The 19817-nt window shown below is 70.8% G+C and carries 13 protein-coding genes and 1 pseudogene; 6 read left to right on the top strand and 8 right to left on the bottom strand.

Translation table 11 applies throughout. The features are described from left to right. Nucleotides 1-1205, bottom strand: a 1205-nt coding sequence (locus I003_RS0123705; RefSeq protein ID WP_106966331.1) for a non-reducing end alpha-L-arabinofuranosidase family hydrolase, incomplete at its 3' end; no start/stop codon positions are given. A 548-nt stretch (nt 1206-1753) separates the two neighbouring features. Here I003_RS0123705 and I003_RS0123710 point away from each other — a divergent pair. Then, complete coding sequence (locus I003_RS0123710; protein WP_027773792.1) at nt 1754-2737, top strand: glycoside hydrolase family 11 protein; 984 nt, start codon at nt 1754-1756, stop codon at nt 2735-2737. 406 nt (nt 2738-3143) lie between these two features. Here the strand turns inward: I003_RS0123710 and I003_RS0123715 are convergent. The 4 genes and pseudogenes from I003_RS0123715 to I003_RS0123730 form a co-directional block, all read right to left on the bottom strand. Then, nucleotides 3144-4172: pseudogene (locus I003_RS0123715) on the bottom strand (endo-1,4-beta-xylanase); the annotation flags it as partial. A 103-nt stretch (nt 4173-4275) separates the two neighbouring features. Beyond that, the gene (locus tag I003_RS0123720; RefSeq protein ID WP_486584352.1) at nt 4276-5208 is read right to left on the bottom strand and encodes a poly(ethylene terephthalate) hydrolase family protein; all 933 of its coding nucleotides are present in this window, start codon (nt 5206-5208) and stop codon (nt 4276-4278) included. Between the two features lie 47 nt (nt 5209-5255). Further along, nucleotides 5256-6371, bottom strand: a complete 1116-nt coding sequence (locus tag I003_RS0123725; RefSeq protein ID WP_051368412.1) for a glycoside hydrolase family 62 protein — start codon at nt 6369-6371, stop codon at nt 5256-5258. Between the two features lie 249 nt (nt 6372-6620). Next, complete coding sequence (locus I003_RS0123730; protein ID WP_027773796.1) at nt 6621-7337, bottom strand: FadR/GntR family transcriptional regulator; 717 nt, start codon at nt 7335-7337, stop codon at nt 6621-6623. Nucleotides 7338-7830: 493 nt separating this feature from the next. Here I003_RS0123730 and I003_RS32995 point away from each other — a divergent pair, with 493 nt between their 5' ends. Beyond that, complete coding sequence (locus I003_RS32995) at nt 7831-10281, top strand: glycoside hydrolase family 95 protein (RefSeq protein ID WP_051368413.1); 2451 nt, start codon at nt 7831-7833, stop codon at nt 10279-10281. A 78-nt stretch (nt 10282-10359) separates the two neighbouring features. On the opposite strand, the gene I003_RS0123740 is transcribed toward I003_RS32995, so the two are convergent. The 3 genes from I003_RS0123740 to I003_RS0123750 form a co-directional block, all read right to left on the bottom strand. Then, a complete protein-coding gene (locus I003_RS0123740; protein ID WP_027773797.1) occupies nt 10360-11970 on the bottom strand; it encodes a glycoside hydrolase family 43 protein in 1611 nt (536 codons plus the stop codon). Between the two features lie 27 nt (nt 11971-11997). Continuing rightward, a complete protein-coding gene (locus I003_RS0123745; protein WP_027773798.1) occupies nt 11998-13644 on the bottom strand; it encodes a ricin-type beta-trefoil lectin domain protein in 1647 nt (548 codons plus the stop codon). Between the two features lie 157 nt (nt 13645-13801). Beyond that, the gene (locus I003_RS0123750; RefSeq protein ID WP_027773799.1) at nt 13802-14770 is read right to left on the bottom strand and encodes a glycoside hydrolase family 6 protein; all 969 of its coding nucleotides are present in this window, start codon (nt 14768-14770) and stop codon (nt 13802-13804) included. A 325-nt stretch (nt 14771-15095) separates the two neighbouring features. Here I003_RS0123750 and I003_RS0123755 point away from each other — a divergent pair, with 325 nt between their 5' ends. From I003_RS0123755 to I003_RS33005, 4 genes are all read left to right on the top strand, one after another. Continuing rightward, a complete protein-coding gene (locus I003_RS0123755) occupies nt 15096-16106 on the top strand; it encodes a LacI family DNA-binding transcriptional regulator (RefSeq protein ID WP_027773800.1) in 1011 nt (336 codons plus the stop codon). Nucleotides 16107-16410: 304 nt separating this feature from the next. Further along, complete coding sequence (locus I003_RS36170) at nt 16411-16875, top strand: DUF5980 family protein (protein ID WP_158689012.1); 465 nt, start codon at nt 16411-16413, stop codon at nt 16873-16875. Nucleotides 16876-17123: 248 nt separating this feature from the next. Next, complete coding sequence (locus I003_RS0123765; RefSeq protein WP_078564306.1) at nt 17124-18707, top strand: serine/threonine-protein kinase; 1584 nt, start codon at nt 17124-17126, stop codon at nt 18705-18707. A gap of 390 nt (nt 18708-19097) precedes the next feature. Beyond that, nucleotides 19098-19526: an SSI family serine proteinase inhibitor gene (locus I003_RS33005; protein WP_037721546.1), complete on the top strand. Its 429-nt coding sequence runs from the start codon at nt 19098-19100 to the stop codon at nt 19524-19526. Nucleotides 19527-19817: the final 291 nt, after the last annotated feature.

Genomic DNA, 19817 nt, shown 5'->3' on the forward strand with positions numbered 1-19817 from the left:
CTGGTGGCCTGCGGGGTCCACGAACCGTTCAGGCTGGAGGACGTGAACGACCGGTAGTAGCGGCCGTTCGAGCCGATGGCTTCGACGATCATGAGGTACTGGTTCTGGCCGTCGACTTTGTAGACCTGTACCCCCTCGAAGAGGTTGTTCGTCGAGTCGGTCATGATCGTGGTGTAGGAGGAGCCGAAGTTGCCGGGGAAGTTCCCCAGGGGCATGCTCGCCCGGTAGATCCGGCCGTTGTCACCGGCGAAGAACAGGTACATGTTCTGGTCGTCGGCGATCAGGGTCTGGTCGATCGGTCCGGTGCCGGAGTCGGAGATGCTGCCGGTGAACAGCGCCTGCGGCGAGGACCAGCCGTTGGGGTTGGTGGGGTCGCTCGACGTGCGGTAGATGAAGGGCCACTGGCCCCACTGGTACGCCAGCACCCAGATGTCCTTGGGCGCGAAGTAGAAGAGAGTGGGCGCCACCGCGCCTTGGTTCATCCGGTTCTGGCCGGCGGACGCCATGTCCGACCAGTTCGTGAACGGGGTGAACACCATCGACCCGTAAGAGTCCCCCGCGGTCGTCCCGTAGACCAGGTGCTTGCCGTTGTGCACCACGCTGGTGAAGTCCTTCAGCGCGGCCCACCCGTTCGCCGGCTGCGCCAGCACGCCCGTCGAGGACCACCGGTACGTGGACGGGAGCCCGCACTGGTCGCCCGGCGTTCCGGACAGGCCGGTCCACTTCTGGTTGCTGCCGCCGTTGCACGTCCAGAGCACCACCTCCGTGCCGTTGGCCGTGGCGCCGCCCGAGACGTCCAGGCACAGCCCGGATTCCACGCCGACGATGGTGCCGTCGGAGTTCACCCGCCACTGCTGGTTCGCCTCGCCGTGGCAGGTCCAGATCTGGAGCCGGGTACCGGGCGTGGTGGCATGGCCCGGAACGTCCAGGCACTTGTTGCCGTACACGGTGAGCTGGTTGTTGTCCGTCAACGTCCACTGCTGGTTGGACCCGCCGGAGCAGTCCCAGATCTGCAGGTACGCGCCGTCGTCCTCGCTGGCGTCCAGCACGTCGAGACACCGGTCGGCTGCGACGGCGCGCAGGGCGCCGCTGCTCGCCGCCTGAGCCGGGTGGGCGACGAGCGCCGGCGCCAGGGCGATCAGAACCGCAACCGCGGTGGCGAGAACCACGAGCGGATGTCTGCTGCTGAAACTTCGTCTGCGCATGGGGCCTCCTCCTTGGGCGAAACCCATGTGTTCGTGATACCGAACGTGGGTCGAAGTATCGGGCAACCCTGGATGATAGAGAGGCGGCGAGCGGCGTCAACACCTCCCGCGTACTTCGCTACGCACGCCGAAACGTGCGCGGCGTCGGCATGGCATGCGACGTCTCGAACGCCGTCGGCCCTTGCGGCGGCTGACCTGGCGGTCTGCGAAACTTTCGGATCTCCGATGGGTTGAATTCCTGCTTTGTCGTGTCTCCGATGGATCGCGCGTGGAGCGGGATCCGCCGAGGTCGGTGGCAAGTCCCCAGTTCACACGCTTGTTTGAAGGATCTTCGAAATTTGCGATCCATCTACGGAAACTCTTGACACCCCAGAGAGGGCTCTGGAAACTGTCATGGCATCGACAGGGTTTCGCCCCTGTCGATTCGCGTCACCGTCGGGACGGGGTTCACCGGTCCGGGCCGTACGACGACCGCCCCCCATCCCGCTGACGTGCGTCGCGCCCCATCACGCTGTCTGCCCCTCTCCAGCCCTTGTCGAGGAGGAAGCATGGACACGCACCACGAACCCGCTCGCTCGCTCAGTCGAAGACGATTCGTCGCCGGCGGCGCCGGCACCCTGGCCGTGGCCGCATCGCCGCTGCTGCTGCCGGGCACGGCACACGCGCAGACCGTCACCACCAACCAGACCGGCACCCACAACGGCTACTACTACTCCTTCTGGACCGACGCGCAGAACACGGTCTCCATGACCATGGGATCCGGCGGGCAGTACAGCACCTCGTGGCAGAACACCGGCAACTTCGTCTGCGGCAAGGGCTGGAGCAACGGCGGCCGCCGCAACGTCACCTACTCCGGCAGCTTCAACCCGTCCGGCAACGGCTACCTCTGCCTCTACGGCTGGACCTCGAACCCGCTCGTCGAGTACTACATCGTCGACAACTACGGCTCCTACCGGCCCACCGGCGACAACCGGGGCTCGGTGACCAGCGACGGCGTGACGTACGACATCTACCACACGATGCGCTACAACGCGCCGTCCGTCGAAGGCACCCAGACCTTCCCGCAGTACTGGAGCGTCAACCGCGGCAGGCGCACCGGCGGCACGATCAACACCGGCAACCACTTCGACGCCTGGTCCCGTGCCGGGATGAACCTGGGCAGCTTCGTCTACTACATGATCATGGCCACCGAGGGCTACCAGAGCAGCGGCAGCTCCAACATCACGGTGGACGGTACCGGCGGCGGCGACGACGACCCCGGCGAGCCGGGCGGGTGCACCGCGACCCTGTCCGCGGGGGAGCGGTGGAGCGACCGGTACAACCTCAACGTCGCGACGTCGGGCTCCAGCAACTGGACCGTCAGGATGAACGTCCCGTCGCCCGCGAAGATCATCGCGACGTGGAACATCAGCGCCAGCTACCCCGACAGCCAGACGCTCGTCGCCAGCCCCAACGGCAACGGCAACAACTGGGGCGTGACCATCCAGGCCAACGGCAACTGGAACTGGCCCACCATCTCCTGCAGCGGCTGACGCCGCACCTCTGAAGCGGAAGCAGCCGCGGCGCGGGGCCAACCACCCCCGCGCCGCGGCCTTCCCGCCACCCCCGGGACCCCGGGGCGCCGCACGGATCCGGGCACGGGCATCCGCCGGCTTCTCCGGGCGCCGCAGGGCGTCAACCGGTCCGGGCCGCAGCGGTACAGGACTCCGGCCGGAGTCCGGGCCGCTGCCGAACTCGGGCGTGGAACCGCCCCGTCGTGGATCCACGCCGGCGCCGCACTCCCGCGGGCCGGCGTCAACCCGGCCGAGGCGCGCGGGGAGGCCCCGGCGCGGACGGCCCGGCGTTCTCCCGTCGGGCGGGGCGCCCTGCACCTGCGCCCGGCAGGGCCCTCCCGGGCGCCCCGCCCCGGCCCTGACGTCCGTCGTACGCCGGACGTCAGGCGTTGTTCAGCGCTTCCAGCACCGCGTCGTACGCCTGCTTCTTCTGGTAGTTGTCGTCGAACAGCAGCGGGGTGTCCTGGCCGCGCCAGGAGTACCGGTCGGTGATGCCCCACGTGGTGATGCCGGTGCAGCGGGACACCGCCACGCATGCCTCGGTGACCGTGCGGTAGGCGTTCGCCTGGGCGCTGCCCGAGCCGCCGATGTCCAGCTCGGTGATCTGCACGTCGACGCCGAGGTCGGCGAAGCGCTGCAGGTTCTGCCGGTAGCTGCTCAGGTCGGAGTTCGAGTCGAGGTGGGACTGGAAGCCGACGCAGTCGATGGGCACGCCGCGGGCCAGGAAGTCCTGGACCATGCGGTAGATGCCGTCGCTCTTGGCGTTGACGCCGTCGGTGCCGTAGTCGTTGTAGCAGAGCTTGGCGTTCGGGTCGGCGCTGTCGGCGGCGCGGAAGGCGTCCTCGATCCAGCCGTCGCCGATCTGCTGCTGGAGGTTGGACTGGCGGCGGCTGCCGTCCCATTCGAACGCCTCGTTGACCACGTCCCAGGAGTGGATCTTCCCGGCGTAGTGGCCGGCGACTCCGTCGATGTGGTTGAGCATCGCCCGGCGCAGGTTGTCGCCGGTCAGCCCCTGGGCCCAGCCGGGCTGCTGGGCGTGCCAGACGAGGGTGTGTCCGCGTACGGACATGCCGTTGTTCTGGGCGTGGGCGACGAGTTGGTCGCCGCCCTGGAAGTTGAACTGGCCCTGGTTGGGCTCGGTGGCGTCCCACTTCATGACGTTCTCGGCGACGACGCTGTTGAACTCGCGGTTCAGCGTGCCGGCGTAGTCGCCCTGGCCGAGGAGGTTGGGGGCCACGGCGGCGCCGTAGTACCGGCCGCTCTCGGCCGCCGCGGCGCCGAGGGTGTCGGCCGCGTGCGCGGTGCCGGAGAACGCCAGCAGGCCGGCTGCCGCCAGACCGGCGGACGTCGTGGCCGCGACGACCGCGGACCAGGCCCGGCGGCGCGGGTGCCGCGTGCGTGAGGTGCTGGACATGATCTCTCCCTGTGTTCCGGTGGAGGGTGACAGATGCCGTCCGGCTTCTGTCCGGAAGGGTGCCGGGGGCCCGGTGCGCCGGGGGCGCACCGGGCCCGGTGGTTCAGTCGAGGGCGGCTTCCCAGGTGGTGCCGGGTGCGGTGGCGCCACCGGGGAGGCGGTCGCGGGCGGTCGTGTCGCCGTACAGGCTCCAGCGGAACCAGTCCACCAGGGTGTTCTGGGTCTGGTCGAAGGTCGGGAAGCCCGGGTTGAGATACGCGGCGTGGTCCGCGCCGACGTGGGTGAGGAACGCCTTGGGGGCGGAGAGCTCCCCGTACGCCTGGCGGGCCAGGTCGTACCGGCACGTGGGGTCCTGGTCGCCGTGGATGAACAGCACGTGGGCGTCCAGCCCCGCCGGGTCGCCCATGTCCACGCAGGCGACCGGGACGGCGGCCTTGATCCGGTCGTCCGGCCACTGGGTCAGCAGGCCGTGGGTGGTCATGCCGCCCATCGAGTGGCCGGAGACGCCGACGCCGGCCGCGGTGTCGATCTGGCCGGCGAAGGGGCTGTCCGAGGCGTCGTTCAGCGCCAGGGTGCGGGTGATGACCTCGGAGACGTCCTTGGACCATTCGCCCCCGTACACGGAACCGATGTTGGTGTTGTCGCTGATCGAGGGGGCGGGGCAGATGAAGCCGGCGGACGCTATCGCGTGGGTCTGCGAGGCGTAGGAGTCGGAGTTGCCGTACGCGCCGTGGTTCCAGTGGGCGATGGGGAACACGCCGTCGGCGAGCGGGGCGTCGGGCACGGGGCTGCCGCCGGGGGAGCCGGTGGCGGGGTAGAAGATCTTGGTGAAGAGCGAGCGGTTGCCGCGGCTCCAGTGGTACTCCCGCACTCCGATGGCGAAGTCCTGGGCCGGTGCCTGCCGGGGGAGGGCGAGCCGGCGGGCCGGGCTGCCGGCGGCGGCCGGTGCGGCACCGTGCAGGGCGGCGGCGCCCGTCGTTCCGGCGATACCCAGACCCAGCACGGCACCCAGAGCGGTGCGCCTGTTCATGGACATATGAAGACACTCCTGTGGGGGGAATCCTTGCGGTGGCCGCCCGGTGTTCAGCAGGCGGAGGTGGTGTTGGTGGCGAGAGCCAGGCGCCAGGGGAGCTGGGAGTAGTCGCCGCCGGCGGCGGGGTCCATGCCCTGGTAGAGGAGCTGGATGCGGCAGGGGTCGAGGGTCATGGTCTGGTCGGGTCCGGTGCGGATCAGTTCGCCGTGGCTGATGTCCCGGGTCCAGGCGTCGCCGCCTTCGAAGCTGACGTTGTTGCTGCGGGCGAAGGGGTGGCTCTCGGTGTCGGCGAGCGGCTGCCACTGGCCGTCCAGGCTCTGCGAGGTGAAGGAGCGGTACCACCGGCGGCCGTCACTGCCGATGGCCTCCCAGATCAGCAGGTAGGTGCCGGTGTCCTCGACGCGGTAGACGGCGCCGCCTTCGAAGAGGTTGTTCTTGGTGTCCGACAGCACGATCCGGGTGTTGCCGAAGCCCTCCGGGAACTCGGCCACGGTGGTCTCGGAGCGGTAGACGTGGCCGTTGTCGTCGGCGGAGAACAGATAGCAGTCGGTGTCGTCGCAGATGACGTAGAAGTCGAGCCAGTAGCCGTCGCCGATGTTCTCCTCGACGATGTCCGGCACGCTGTCCATGAAGTTCCGCGGCGCCGACCAGCTCGTCGGGTCGTCCGGGTCGGTGGTGGTGGAGAACGAGGGCAGGCCGGTCTGGTAGACGAGATACCACTCGTCCTTCGGGGCGAAGTAGAAGGCGTGGGGCGCGGCCCGGTAGCCGGTACCGATGGCGGAGGCGGTCTCCAGATGGGTCTGCGGGGCGTCGGCGGCCTGGGACCAGTCGTCGAAGCTGGTGTGGGCCAGGCTCCAGTCGCCCGAGGTGTCGGCCGTGGTCATGAAGACGTGCCAGGTGCCGTCCTGGTCCTGGAGCACCGAGGGGTCCTTCACCGCCACCGAGTCGCTGCCGTCCTGGTGCGGTGAGATCAGCGGGCCGGTGGACGACCACTGGAAGGTCTCGGGCAACTTCTGTGCGGCGGAGGGCTCATGGTCCGACGCCGACGCGGACGGGTGCAGGGAAGAGGACTCGGCGGGGACGGCGAACAGGGCCAGGACCAGACCGAGGAGGACGGCGGCGGCCCGTATCGGACGCGGGCGTGGAGGATGTTTCGACAGAGGCATGGGGGTTCTCCATCGCGGCTCGAACGGACTGTGCGCGTGCTGCCGTGCGGTGGCTTGCCCGGTCGGGCAGGCCGAGGAGGCCCCGAGCGTTCGATATATCGAACTTTGGTCGAACTCTCAGACAAGGATGATTGGGGGGCGGCGGTGGCGCGTCAACCCCTTCACGGGTTGATTTCGATGTCAGAGGCGAAATTCTCGGCCGGCCGACCGGCCGGCGACACCCCGGCGATCCCCCGACACCACTGCGTTTCACGTTCCGTCCCCCGGGTGCGCCGCGCCCTCCGCGGCCGGCGGGAGGTGCTTGCGGAGCCATTCCTCGGTGGTGGCGACGTGGACGAGCGCGGCGGCACGGGCGAGCGCCGCGTCTCCGGCGGCCAGTGCGTCGTAGATCTCCTGGTGCTGGGCCAGTGTCCGGTCGGCGACGTTCCCGGCGACCATCCCGCGCCACACCCGGGCGCGGACCGTCCGCCCGGAGATGCCCTCCAGCAGGCTTGTGAGCGTCTGGTTGCCGGTGGCGGCGACGACGGCCCGGTGGAAGGCCGCGTCGTGCTCGTTGAGCAGTTCGACGTCGTCCCTGGCCGCGCGCATGGCTTCCAGGTGTCCGGCCACCCCGGCGAGTTGGTCGGCCGAGATGCGGGTGGCGGCCAGACCGGTGGCGACCGGCTCGAAGAGCCGGCGCACCTCGGTCAGCTCCAGCAGCGTGTCGCCCCGGAGGAGTTCGACCGCGGAGCCCAGCCCTTCCAGCAGCACCCCCGGCTCCAGCGTGGTGACGTACGTGCCGTCCCCCCGGCGGATCTCCAGCACCCGCGCGACGACCAGCGCCTTGACCGCTTCGCGCATCAGTCCCCGGGACAGGCCCAGCTCCGCGGCCAGTTGCTGCTCGGGCGGCAGCTTCGCACCCGGCGGAAGCTCGCCCGAAGCGATCAGCTCCCGGATGCGCCTGATCGCCTTGTCGGTCAGTGACATCGCTCGGCCTCCAGCCCCGGCCGCGGACCCGGACTGCCCTGCGGTCACCGGCTTTTCAGGTGGTGCGCAGCACCATACATCTGATGTCCAGGTCATCGAACCCCTTCGATGAGGCGTGAGCTTCCGCCGTGAGAACGGGCGTACGCGTACAAAAGGGCGGCCATTCCTTCCGTTGCCGTCGAAGTTCGAGCGCGAGGTCTTGCGTTGGTGTATCGGGACATTTAATGTCTCCGGCGTATGACGGGCCGAACATGGTCCGGTCCACCAGACACCGCGGGAGCGGGCCGCTGATGCGGTCGGAGGTGCCCGCCGGGGCCGCGCTGGTCGTTCCTTTCGCCGCACCGAGCCTCGCCGGCCGTGGCGGGCGGTACCGCGCCCCTGCTCGCCGGCGCGGGTCATCCGGGCCATGAGGGCGGCGATTCGCAACGGGCCGACCGCGGCACCGGGCGCCGGCGCGACCGCCGGCTCCGCCGGGACTCATGGGAGGATCACGATGCGGAGACTGACCCGCAGGCACATGATCAGGCTCGGCGCGGCGGGCACGGGAGCCGTCGTGATGCCCGTCCCCTGGGCGGCGGCCGCACGCGCCGCATCCACCGCGCCTCCGGAGGTGCGGGCGGTCGACGACCTGGCGCTGTGGTACGACGAGCCGGCCGGCTCGGACTGGCTGCGCGCCCTGCCGGTCGGTGCCGGCCGCCTCGGCGCCATGGTCTTCGGCAACGTGGACACCGAGCGGCTCCAGCTCAACGAGGACACCCTCTGGGCGGGCGGGCCGTACGACCCGGCCAACCCGGGGGGCGCCGACGCCCTGCCGCAGATCCGGCAACTGGTCTTCGACGGCCAGTGGGAGCAGGCGCAGTCGCTGATCGACCGGACGATGCTCGGAAGGCCGGCCGGTGAGCTGGCCTACCAGCCCGTCGGCGACCTCGTCCTCACCCTCCCCGGCGCGGGCGGAACGTCCGAGTACCGGCGGTGGCTCGACCTCACCACCGCCACCACCGCGGTGACCTACGTGGCGAACGGGGTGCGCTTCCAGCGCGAGGTGATCGCCAGCGCACCGGATCAGGTGATTGTCATGCACCTGACCTCCGACACGCCTGGCTCGGTCTCGTTCACGGCCACGTTCGCCAGCCCGCAGAACGCCTCGGCCTCCAGCCCCGACGCGACGACGATCGCCTTGGACGGAGTCTCGGGCAGCATGGAGGGCATCGCCGGCTCGGTCCGGTTCCTCGCGCTGGCCAGGGCCGTCGCCGAGGGAGGCACGGTATCCGGCTCGGGCGGCACGCTCCGGGTGGAGAACGCCGACAGCGTGACACTGCTGATCTCCATCGGCACCAGCTACGTCGACTACCGGACCGTGGACGGCGACTACCGGGGCATCGCCTACGAGCACCTCGACGCCGCCCAGGGCAGCACGTACGACGACCTCCGCAGCCGGCACGTGGCCGACTACCGGGAGCTGTTCGGCCGGACCACCCTCGACCTCGGCCGTACGGGGGCCGCGGACCAGCCCACGGACGTCCGGATCGCCCAGCACGGCGGTGCCGACGACCCGCAGTTCTCCGCGCTGCTCTTCCAGTACGGCCGGTACCTGCTGATCTCCTCCTCGCGGCCGGGCACCCAGCCGGCCAACCTCCAGGGCATCTGGAACGACCAGATGGCCCCGCCGTGGGACTCGAAGTACACCCTCAACGCGAACCTGCCGATGAACTACTGGCCGGCCGGCTCGACGAACCTCTCCGAGTGCCACGAGCCGGTGTTCGACATGATCGACGACCTCACGGCGACCGGCGCCCGTACGGCACAGGTGCAGTACGGCGCCCGCGGCTGGGTCACGCACCACAACACCGACGCGTGGCGGGGGACCTCGGTCGTGGACGGGGCGTTCTGGGGCATGTGGCAGACCGGCGGAGCGTGGCTCGCCACCCTGATCTGGGACCACTACCAGTACACCGGTGACGTCGGCTTCCTGCGCGCCCACTACCCCGCGATGAAGGGCGCCGCGCAGTTCTTCCTCGACACGCTCGTGACGGAACCGGACCTGGGGTGGCTGGTCACCAACCCGTCGAACTCGCCGGAACTCGCCCACCACTCGAACGCCTCCGTCTGTGCGGGTCCCACCATGGACATGCAGATCCTGCGTGACCTGTTCGACGGCTGCGCCCGCGCCGGCGAGATCCTGGGCGAGGACGCCGACTTCCGCGGCCAGGTCCTGGCGGCCCGGGAGCGCCTGGCCCCGATGCGGATCGGCGCCCGCGGCAACATCCAGGAGTGGCTCTACGACTGGACGGAGACCGAGCAGTACCACCGGCACGTCTCGCACCTCTACGGTCTGCACCCCGGCAACCAGATCACCAGACGGGGCACACCCGAGCTGTTCGAGGCCGCCCGCCGGACGCTGGAGCTGCGTGGTGACGACGGGACGGGCTGGTCCCTGGCCTGGAAGATCAACTTCTGGGCGCGCATGGAAGAGGGCGGCAGGGCGCACGACCTGATCCGCGACCTCGTGACGCCGGACAGGCTCGCGCCCAACATGTTCGACCTGCACCCGCCGTTCCAGATCGACGGCAACTTCGGTGCGACGTCCGGCATCGCGGAGATGCTGCTGCACAGCCACAACGGCGAACTGCACCTGCTGCCCGCCCTGCCGTCGGCCTGGCCGAACGGGAGCGTCGCCGGCCTGCGCGGACGCGGCGGGTACACGGTCGGCGCCGCCTGGACCGGGGGCCGGGCCACCCAACTCTCTCTCACCCCCGATCGCGACGGAAACGTGAAGGTCCGCAGCCAGATGTTCCGCGGTGGTTACGAAGTCCTCGATATGACGAGCGGCGATCCCGTGCAGCCGCAACAGACCGAGTCGGATCTGATCGAGTTCACCGCGCTGTCCGGGCACCCGTACCGTGCGAACGCCCTGGGATCGCGGCGTAGCGGAGAAGGCGTGTGAACGCCCGCCCGTCCGCCGCCTGAGGGCCGGGCCCCACACCCGCGAGCGTGCTGCGCACGCTCGCGGGTGTGTCGCAGGCTAGTCCGCCGCGAGTTCGAACCGCGCCACCCGGACGCTGCCTCCGAGCGCCCTGGTCGCGTGGTTGAAGATCGCATAGCGGTAGCCCATGAAGAACTGCCAGGCGTTGTTGAGCGTGAAGGCCGGCCCGAACTCGCTGAAGCCGCTGCCGTCGGTGCTGTACGAGAACCGGGCCTGCCGTCCGCTCCCGGGCCGGATGTCGGCCTGGACGCGCAGCCAGATCCGGCTGCCCGAGAAGCTTGTGCTCGCGCGCTCGGTGCCGGTGCCCGTGGTGTTCCAGTTGCCGTCCATGGTCAGGCCGTCGACCATCACCACCCGCGTCGTGCCGCCGTCGCGCTTGAGCCCGATCCAGGCGGAGGCGTCGCGCAGCATGGCGAGACCAGCGCGGTCGCCGTCGGCCATCTGGGAGCAGTCGAGTTCGACGGTGGCGGTGGAGCCGGGTCCCTGGATGCGGTGGGTCAGCGTGTTGCGGGCGCTGTACAGGTCGTTTGTCACGGTCGCGGTGCTCAGCGTCAGCCCGTCGCCGACCGAGAACCTGCCGGTGTCGGGGTTGTGGTTCCACTCCCACTGCGGGCCGAGCGCGCTGCCCTCGAAGGTGTCGACACCGGTCATGGGGGCGACCGGGCGCAGCGGCAGCGGTGCGGTGTACGACTGTCCCCAGGCCCCGCCCACGAGCTGGAGGGTGGGCCAGCCGTCCCAGCTCCACGTGATCGGGGCGAGCGCCGGGACCCGGCCGCCGGGGTAGGCGTCGATGAAGGCCATGTAGTGCCACTGTCCGTCCGGGGTGCTCACCAGGCCGCCCTGGTGCGGCACTCCGCCGCCGGAGATCGGTCCCGGCAGGTCGAGGAGCACCTGGCGCATCTCGTACGGGCCGAACGGGCCGGAGCTGGACTTCAGGATGTACTGGCCGTTGGCCGGGCGGGTCAGGAAGATGTAGTAGTTCCCGTTGATCTTGTAGAAGCGGGCTCCCTCCAGGGTGCCGACGCTCGACGGGGTGCTGAACACCTGCTGGGAACGGACCTGGCTGCGTGCGTCCGGCGCGAGCTGGGCGACGTGGATGGCGGTGTTGCCGTAGGCCACGTACGGGGTGTCGTCATCGTCGAAGAGCAGTCCGGCGTCGTAGTAGACCTCGCCGAGTGAGGCGTGTCTGGTCCAGGGTCCCTCGACGGACGCGGCGGTGTAGAGGTACGTACGGGCGAAGTCGATCTGGCCCAGCCAGTAGAACGTGCCGTTGCTGGGACGGTAGCCCAGCGAGGACGCCCAGATGCCGCGGACGTAGCCGCGGCCGCCGTTCAGGTCGTACTTGTCCCCGAAGTCCAGCACCGGCACCGAGTGGCCGGCGAACTCCCAGTTGACCAGGTCGTAGGAGCGCAGGATGGGTGCGCCCGGGGAGTAGTGCATGGTGGAGGCGGAGTAGTAGAAGGTGTCGCCGACGCGGATGATGTCGATGTCCGCGAAGTCCTGCCACAGCACGGGGTTGGTGTAGGTGTCCTGCGCGGCGGCAGGCCGGGCTTGCGCGGTGTGCGCGAGGGGCAGCGTGGTCGCGGCGGCCAGGCCGGTGGCGGCCGTGAGCACCTTCCGCCGGCTCCAGGGGCTCTGTGGGTCGGACATGGGGGGTCCTCTCCTCGTTCGTAGGGGTCAGGTGCGGGTCCACTGCTGGCCGGCCTGTCCGTCGCAGGCGGCCAGGACCAGCCGGGAGCCGTTCGCGGTGGCCCCGCCTTCCGGCTCCAGGCACAGCCCGGCGTGCACGTTGCGGATCGATCCGTCGGCGGCCAGGGTCCACTTCTGGTTGTCCTGGCCGTTGCAGGACCACGTGATCACCGGGGTGCCGGCGGTGGTTCCCTCGTTCTCCGCGTCCAGGCACTTGTCGCCGAAGACGCGGATCTCTCCGCCCGCCCACGTCGTCCAGAGCTGGTTGGCGGCGGTGTGGCAGTCCCAGAGCAGGACGGTGGCGCCGGGGGCGGTGGCGGCTTCCTCCACGTCCAGGCAGCGGCCGGAGCCGGTGCCGCGGATCCCGGCGGTCTCGGCGGCGAGCGGCGTACCGCCGGTGACCCGGAACGCCGTCACGCCGTGCGCCGGTACGCTCGCGGTGATCTCGCCGTCGGTGTCCGACGTGGCGCCGGTCCACAGGTCGGTGAGGGTGAACGGCCCGCCGGTGAGCCCGATCTGTGCGGGCGAGGTGCTGAGCGTGGCGGTGCTGTCGCCGCGGTTGAACAGTCCCACGGCGACCGAGCCGTCGGCCAGGGGCTTGGCGAAGACCTCGGTGGCGCCGTCGTCGCGTACCCGCCGCCCGCCGGCGCCCAGGGAGTCCTGGTTCACCTCAAGCAGCCGCTCGTTGCGCAGCACGGCGCTGACGTCGGCGGACATGGTGCGGATGTCGTTGCCCGCCATCATCGGCGCGGCCATCAGCGCCCACAGAGTGAAGTGCGAACGGGACTCGGTGAGCGACAGCCCCGGCCGGCCGACGACCAGCATGTCCGGGTCGTTCCAGTGGCCCGGGCCGGCCTGGGCGGCGAGCGGGGCGTTGACGTCGACGACGTTGCCGACGCCCATCGGGTAGCTGTTGACGTTGCCGTTCTGCCAGATGTCGAGCAGGTCCTCGGTGGTGCGCCACAGGTCGGCGACCTCGCCCCAGTTGTACGTGGGGCCGGTGATCGCGTGGAAGCTGTTGGGGTTGATGCTGAAGACGATGGGCCGGCCGGTGTCCCGCAGCGCGTCGCGCATCAGGGAGAACCGGGCCACCTGCTCGTCGCGGGTGCCGTCGGGCGAGCACCAGTCGTACTTGAGGTAGTCCACGCCCCAGGAGGCGAAGGTGCGGGCGTCCTGCACCTCGTGGCCCATGCTCCCCGTCGAGCCTGGGAACGTGCCGACGCGCTGCGCGCAGGTGCGCTCGGTGGGTACCTGGTAGATGCCGAACTTCAGGCCGCGGTCGTGGATGTAGTCGCCCAGCGCCTTCATTCCGCTGGGAAACTTCGTGGGATGGGCGCGCAGGTTGCCCTGGTCGTCCCGCTGCGGGTCGAACCAGCAGTCGTCGACGACCACGTACTCGTAGCCCGCGTCGCGCATGCCCGAGCTGACCATGGCGTCCGCCGCCTGGCGGATCGTCTCCTCGGTGACGCCGCAGCCGAAGCTGTTCCAGCTGTTCCAGCCCAGCGGCGGGGTGACCGCGGGGCTGCCGGGCGCGGCCACGGCGGCCGGCTGGTACGGCGCGGTGGCGGACAGCGTCAGCGCCGCGGCCGTGACCGCGAGCAGACGGGCCAGGCGCCTTCGTGAGCGGGTGAGCATGGCGGCTCCTTTCGCCGCGCCCGTCCCGTGGGTGTCCCACTCGTCACGGGACGGGCGGTTCCTTGCGGCAGTGAGGTGGTGGCAGGCGGAGTCGGTCTGTGCGGGCACGACCGCCCGGTCCGTGTACGGACCGGGCGGTCGTGCCCTGTGCCGGCTGTCAGTAGCCGTAGATCATCTTGTAGGCGACCTCGGGCAGGAACTCCCCGGCCGAGGAGCCCGATCCGACACCGCAGTCGCCGTCGGACTCCCCGGGGGTCTTGAGCCACAGGAGCATCTCGGCGCCGCCGCCCTCCTGCGTCGGCGTGCCGATCTTGCGGCCGCCGGGGTTGCACCACTCGCCGTTCGAGCCGTTGCCGTTGCGGCTGGTGTCCACGACGAACGGGCGGCTGTAGCCGTAACGCTGGCTCAGTGCCTGGTTGACGCCGCCGGCGTAGGACACGTTCTCCGAAGTGGGGAAGTAGTTCGAGACGTTGAGGGAGAAGCCCCTGGCCAGGCTGAGGCCCGAGGCGTTCAGACGCTCGGCCATGGTCGAGGCGTCGACCCAGCCGGGGTTGCCCGCGTCGAGGTAGAGCCAGGCGTTCGGCGCGGCGGAGCGGAATGTCGAGAGGGCGTTGGTGAGCATGGTCTGCCGCTCGTTGATCTGCTCCGGGGACATGCAGTTGTAGTCGCCCAGGGCGTCGGGCTCCAGGACGACGACGGCCGGGCGGCTGCCTATGCCGCGGGCGAAGGCGTCGATCCACCCGGCGTACTCGGACGGGGAGGAGGCCCCGCCGCCGGAGTGTCCGCCGCAGGCGTCACGGCCGTACATGTTGTAGGCGACGAGGAGCGGCAGCTTGTCGGCGGACTGGGCGGCACCGGTGTAGGAGCTGACGGCGGAGGAGATGTCGCCGCTCCAGGAGCCGAACCAACGGGCCATGGGGACGTTGGCGATGGAGTCGCGGATCGCGGCTGCCCGGCCGTCCCCGGGGTTGGCGGCCGACCAGACCGCGGGGCTGGAGTTCGGGTCGACGTAGAAGCCGCTGGTCATGGCGAGCGGGCCGGGCGTCGCCTGCGCAGAGGGCGACGAGGTCAGGAACAGCGGCAGAGCGAGGAGCGCTGCCACCGCCCCGCGGATGAGTGTGCGCATCGGTGAACCTCATTCAGGAAGGGGGGTACGCCGCCTGGCCTTCGTCCTGGGCCCGCGGCATGGAGGTGCGACGACGTCGAGCTGCGGCACTCTGAGCACGAGTGGCGCGCGGGAGCGATGAACTGGGAGCGCTCCCATATTGCGGCGGAGCTTCGCGCGTACTGCTGCCCATCGTGTCCGTGCTGATGGGGACCTGTCAAGAGTTGCCGCAGCCGCGCCCTTCACCGGAGCACGGGGAGTCGTTATGGTCCTCAGACTGGAAGCGCTCCCGGAAGCCGAGGGGGAGGCGACTTGTCAGCCACGCTCGGAGAGGGGCCGGGGGTCCATGACGCAGGAGCCGCGCCGGCAGCCCACGCTCGACGAGGTGGCCGAGCGTGCCGGCGTCTCCCGCTCGGCAGCCTCCCGGGTGCTCAACAACGCGCCCCACGTCAGCCCCGAGAAGCGTGCCGCTGTCCAACGGGCCATCAGGGAACTCGACTACGTGCCGAACACGACGGCGCGGTCACTGGCCACCCGCCAGCGGGGCGCGGTCGCGCTCGTCATCTCGGGCGAGGCTCCGTCGATCTTCGCGGACCCGTTCTTCGCCAAGGTGATCGTCGGCGCGTCCGCCGCCCTGGAGGAGGCCGACCTGCACCTGATGCTCTGCCTCGCGGCGAGCGACCGCAGCCGGCAGCGCCTGGCGGGACTCCTGCGCGCCCGGGGCGTCGACGGCGCGATGCTCATGGCCGTCCGCGAGCACGACCCCGTGCTGACCATCGCCCGGGAGGCCGAGGTCCCGGTCGTCTTCGGCGGGCGTCCGCCGGGCTGCGAAGCACCGTCGTTCGTCGACGTCGACAACGCCGGCGGCGCCCGCGAGGCCACCGAGCATCTGCTCGCCCGCGGACGGCGGCGGGTGGGCATGATCTGCGGACTGCCCGACACCGAGGTGGGCCGGGCGCGCCACCGCGGCTACCGGGAGGCCATGCTCCTCGCCGGACTGCAGCCCCTCCCGCCGGAGTACGGAGACTTCACCGAATCCAGCGGCGCCGCGGCGATGGCGGCGCTGCTGGAGCGGCAGCCGGAGCTGGACGGGGTGTTCGCCGCCAACGACAACATGGCGGCCGGCGCCCTGCGCGCGCTGCGCGGCGCGGGCCGCGCGGTACCCCGGGATGTCGCGGTCGTGGGCTTCGACGACCTCGACATCGCCCGGATCGCCGAACCGTCGCTGACCACGGTCCACCAGCCCATCCAGGCCCTCGGCAACGAGATGGCCCGCGTGCTCGTCGGACGCCTCGCCGGCGAGGAACCCAGCTCCCTGATACTCCCCACCCACCTCGTCGCCCGCGCCAGCACGTGATCGGCGCCCCCGGCCACGGCGCCCCCGGTCACGACGGCCGCGAGGCCGGCGCGGGCCACGCGGGCCCGGAGCCGCGGGAGGGGGCCCGGCGGGCGCCGGCCGTCGGCTCTGCGCACCTCAACCGCCGTACGCGGAGGACATATCGCATATACGCCGCGTTGTCACCGGCCGAGGCCGCTCGGCGGCTCAATTCCGCCTTGGGTAAAGGTATGTACCTGAGCGAAACTCCTGACGGTCTGGTCTCCCAGCAGCATTCCGCCGGGGTCCGGGCGACTCCTCCGCAGCCCCCACTAGGAGACACTTCATGAAAAGTCCTTACTTCGGCGCCGGGGTTCTTCTCACGCTGACCGCGGCGGGTGCGCTGGCGCTGACCGGCGTCTCATCGGCTTCCGCAGCACCCCCGGCCTTGTCGTCCTCGTCTTCCCCGGCTACGTCGGTCGCGTCCGCCACCTGGACGCTGGAGCAGTCGGACCAGGAGGTGTGCAGTCGCCCGGACACCGGTCCCCACAACTTCTACTTCCTTGCCCCGGTCACCGGATCCACCACGAAGCCCATCAACCTCGAACTCCAGAACCTGCCCGCCAACGTGACCAGCAAGGGCGGCACGATCCACCCCGGCGAACTCAACGAGAACGGCGAGTTCAACGGCTTCGTCCATGTGGCCATCGGGCCGACCCCGGCCGGCGAGTACGACATCGAGCTGGTGGCCTCGGACGGCACGGAGACCCAGAGCAGCCCGGCGCGGATCTCCATCAGGGCCGCTTGCTGACACTTCGGCAGAACGCACTCACGTGGCGCCCGGCCGGTCACGCCGGGCGCCACGGCGTGACCGGACTCCCCCCGCCGTGCCGCCCCATCCACCCCTCCAACCTTCCGCACCGAGCCGCGTGTTGCGGAACTGTGCTGACGCCCCGTCGGATTCGCGTACGCCGGATCGGCGGGGGCCGGACGGCTATCGTGTCGAGGTCACGACACCGGTGACGGTTCTGTACACGGGCACAGGGTGAGGAGCATGGAGTGGGGGACGACACGGTGGCCGACGGGCCCGGGCGGCTGATAGCGGGGCGGTACCGCTTGGTGGAGCGGATCGGCCGCGGTGGCATGGGCACCGTCTGGCAGGCCGAGGACGAGGTTCTCGGCCGGCACGTGGCGCTGAAGAAGCTGCACCTGCCGCCGCACCTGAAGGACGCCGAGCGCGCCACCCTCTTCGAGCGCACGAGGCGCGAGGCGCGCAGCGCCGCCCGGATCACTCATCCCCACGTCGTGGTGGTGCATGACGTGGTGGACGACGCGGGGCTGCCCTGCATCGTCATGGAGCACGTGCCCGCCCCCGCGCTCGACGAGGTGTTGAAGAAGGACGGCCCGCTGGCCACCGCCGAAGCGGTGAGAATCGGTCTCGGCGTGATCGCGGCGCTGCGGGCCGCGCATGCCGCCGGCGTCCTCCATCGCGATGTGAAGCCCGCGAACGTCCTGCTCGCGGCCGACGGGCGGGTGGTCCTGACGGACTTCGGAATCGCGGTCACGGCCGACACCTCCACCCTCACGCGCACCGGGGAACTGGTCGGATCCGTCGACTTCTGCGCTCCGGAACGCCTCAGGGGTGCGGACCCGGCTCCCGCGTCCGACCTGTGGTCCCTGGGGGCGACCCTCTACCAGGCCGTGGAGGGGCGCCCGCCGTTCCGCCGGGTGACGCTCCTCGAAACCGCCTACTCGATCGCCGCCGACCCACTCGAACAGCCGACCGGCGCCCAGCCGTTGGCCCCGCTGATCACGGAGCTGCTCGCCAAGAAGCCGGAGGACCGCCCCTCGGCGGCGGAGGTGGAGCGGCGACTGCGGCAACTGGCGGACGCCGGGCCTGTCGCGGACACCCGCCCCACCGTTCCCGAGCACCCTGCCCCCGCGCCGCTGCCACCCCCGGCGGCGTACGAAGGGGAGGCCGCCACCACCGATCACCGGCGCGGCCGGGGACGGCGCATGGGCGTCTGGGCGGCCGTCCTGGCCGTCACGGTCCCGGCGGCCCTGGCCGGCGTCTACCTCGCGCTGCCCGACGACGACAAGACTCCCGGCAAGGCCGACGGTAAGAAACCGTCAGTGAGCGCCACCCCCGAAAAACCCGGTCCGTCCCCCGTGCCCGAGGGCTACCACCTGGTGCGGGAGGAGGAGTTCGGCATCTCCTTCCCGGTGCCCGAAGGATGGACCCGCAAGGATCTGGACGAGGAAGGCGAGGGCATCGCCTACATCGACCCGACCGGAATGGCCGGTCTGCGCGTCGTCGCGCTCGACTACGCGAGCAGCGATCCTCTGCAGAACATGAAGGACAACGAGGCGAAGTCCATCCAGGAGGGGAAGCTGCCCGGCTACCACCAACTGCGCATGCAGAGCACGACTTACCGGGACATCCCGGCGGCGATCTGGGAGTTCACCTGGCAGGGCCGGGCCCGCGAGTGGCGCGCCCGCAACCTCGGGTTCGGACGGCCGGGCGAGAAGGAGTACGCGATCTACCTCTCCACGCCCAGCACGGACTGGGACCGCCACGAGCCGGTGTTCGACCACGTGAGCGAGGGAATGCGCCTCGGCGGCGACGCCCGGCAGGCACGCTGACCCGGCGCCGGCCCGGTCACCGCGCCAGGCCGTGGCGCGCCGGGCGACCGCGTCTCCCCATCCGTCGTCGGGAACTGACCGGGCGGGAGCCCCGGACCTTCGACGAGTTCCTGGCCGCACGGGCCGGGAACCCTTGAAACCTCGGGCGGCACGGGGCCTCATCGATCCCCCCGAGGCGGCGTGACAGGTCGTCTGGACCGGCCGCCTGCCCGCCCGGACCCGGCCGGATCCGCCCGGACCCGGCCGGGCGTAGCCGTTCGGTCCCGGCGGGGAGGGGGAAGAGAGGTGGGGAGACACCGGTCCGGTCCGCGGCGGGGACAGGGACAGCGGCCGGCCCGCGTGGCTCGTACCTCTTCCGTGAGGGGCCTCTACCAAGGAGGAAACACCGCCATGTCACCGTTACGGTCATCGCGCGCGGGTGCCGTCGCCGCCGCTGCCGTCGCCGCGCTCACCCTGTCCGCCGCCGCGGCCGGGGCCGCGCCCCCCGCCTCCGGCTCCGCCGCCGCGGCGGAGTCCGAACTGACGCTGTCGGTCATCCCCGAGAACCCGACTGCCGAGAACCCGCGCTCCATCGTCGCCCTCGACTGCGACCCGGACGGGGGCAACCACCCCGATCCGGCCTACGCCTGCCGGATCCTGGCCGGGGCCGGAGGGGTCTTCGAAGACATCCCGCCGTCGTCCTCGGGGTGTCCGGACGTGTGGGATCCGGTGACGGTCACCGCCACCGGCACCTGGCGCGGCCGCACCGTCGACTACAGCGAGACCATCACCAACCGGCTGTGTGCAGAGGTCGAGACGAACGACGTGTTCGCGTTCTGACACCCGCTCGCCCGCTCCGGCCCGACGCCGGCGCATGACGAGCCCCCCTGCCGTCCTCCGTTTCCGGAGGGCGGCAGGGAACTGCCGGGCGTGGCCTCTGCTTCGCGGCGCCTTTTCCCCGGTAGATACGGCATCCCGGCACGACACCCGGCACGGTTCCCCGGATGCGGCCGGTGCAGACGGCACAGCCCGGCGGAAAAACCCATTCCGCCGCCACCCGAAGCCCGCATTCCATTGCCGCAGCATGAAATCCGTATGACGCCTCGCCCTCGCGCCCGGTCCACCCCGGAC

The organism is Streptomyces sp. CNQ329, from assembly GCF_000482585.1.

What these genes read in the sequence shown, in the direction of transcription:
- I003_RS0123710 (WP_027773792.1), top strand. Translation starts at nt 1,754, where the DNA reads ATGGACACGCACCACGAACCCGCTCGCTCGCTCAGTCGAAGACGATTC.
- I003_RS0123720 (WP_486584352.1), bottom strand. Translation starts at nt 5,208, where the DNA reads ATGTCCATGAACAGGCGCACCGCTCTGGGTGCCGTGCTGGGTCTGGGT.
- I003_RS0123725 (WP_051368412.1), bottom strand. Translation starts at nt 6,371, where the DNA reads ATGCCTCTGTCGAAACATCCTCCACGCCCGCGTCCGATACGGGCCGCC.
- I003_RS0123730 (WP_027773796.1), bottom strand. Translation starts at nt 7,337, where the DNA reads ATGTCACTGACCGACAAGGCGATCAGGCGCATCCGGGAGCTGATCGCT.
- I003_RS32995 (WP_051368413.1), top strand. Translation starts at nt 7,831, where the DNA reads ATGCGGAGACTGACCCGCAGGCACATGATCAGGCTCGGCGCGGCGGGC.
- I003_RS0123740 (WP_027773797.1), bottom strand. Translation starts at nt 11,970, where the DNA reads ATGTCCGACCCACAGAGCCCCTGGAGCCGGCGGAAGGTGCTCACGGCC.
- I003_RS0123745 (WP_027773798.1), bottom strand. Translation starts at nt 13,644, where the DNA reads ATGCTCACCCGCTCACGAAGGCGCCTGGCCCGTCTGCTCGCGGTCACG.
- I003_RS0123750 (WP_027773799.1), bottom strand. Translation starts at nt 14,770, where the DNA reads ATGCGCACACTCATCCGCGGGGCGGTGGCAGCGCTCCTCGCTCTGCCG.
- I003_RS0123755 (WP_027773800.1), top strand. Translation starts at nt 15,096, where the DNA reads ATGACGCAGGAGCCGCGCCGGCAGCCCACGCTCGACGAGGTGGCCGAG.
- I003_RS36170 (WP_158689012.1), top strand. Translation starts at nt 16,411, where the DNA reads ATGAAAAGTCCTTACTTCGGCGCCGGGGTTCTTCTCACGCTGACCGCG.
- I003_RS33005 (WP_037721546.1), top strand. Translation starts at nt 19,098, where the DNA reads ATGTCACCGTTACGGTCATCGCGCGCGGGTGCCGTCGCCGCCGCTGCC.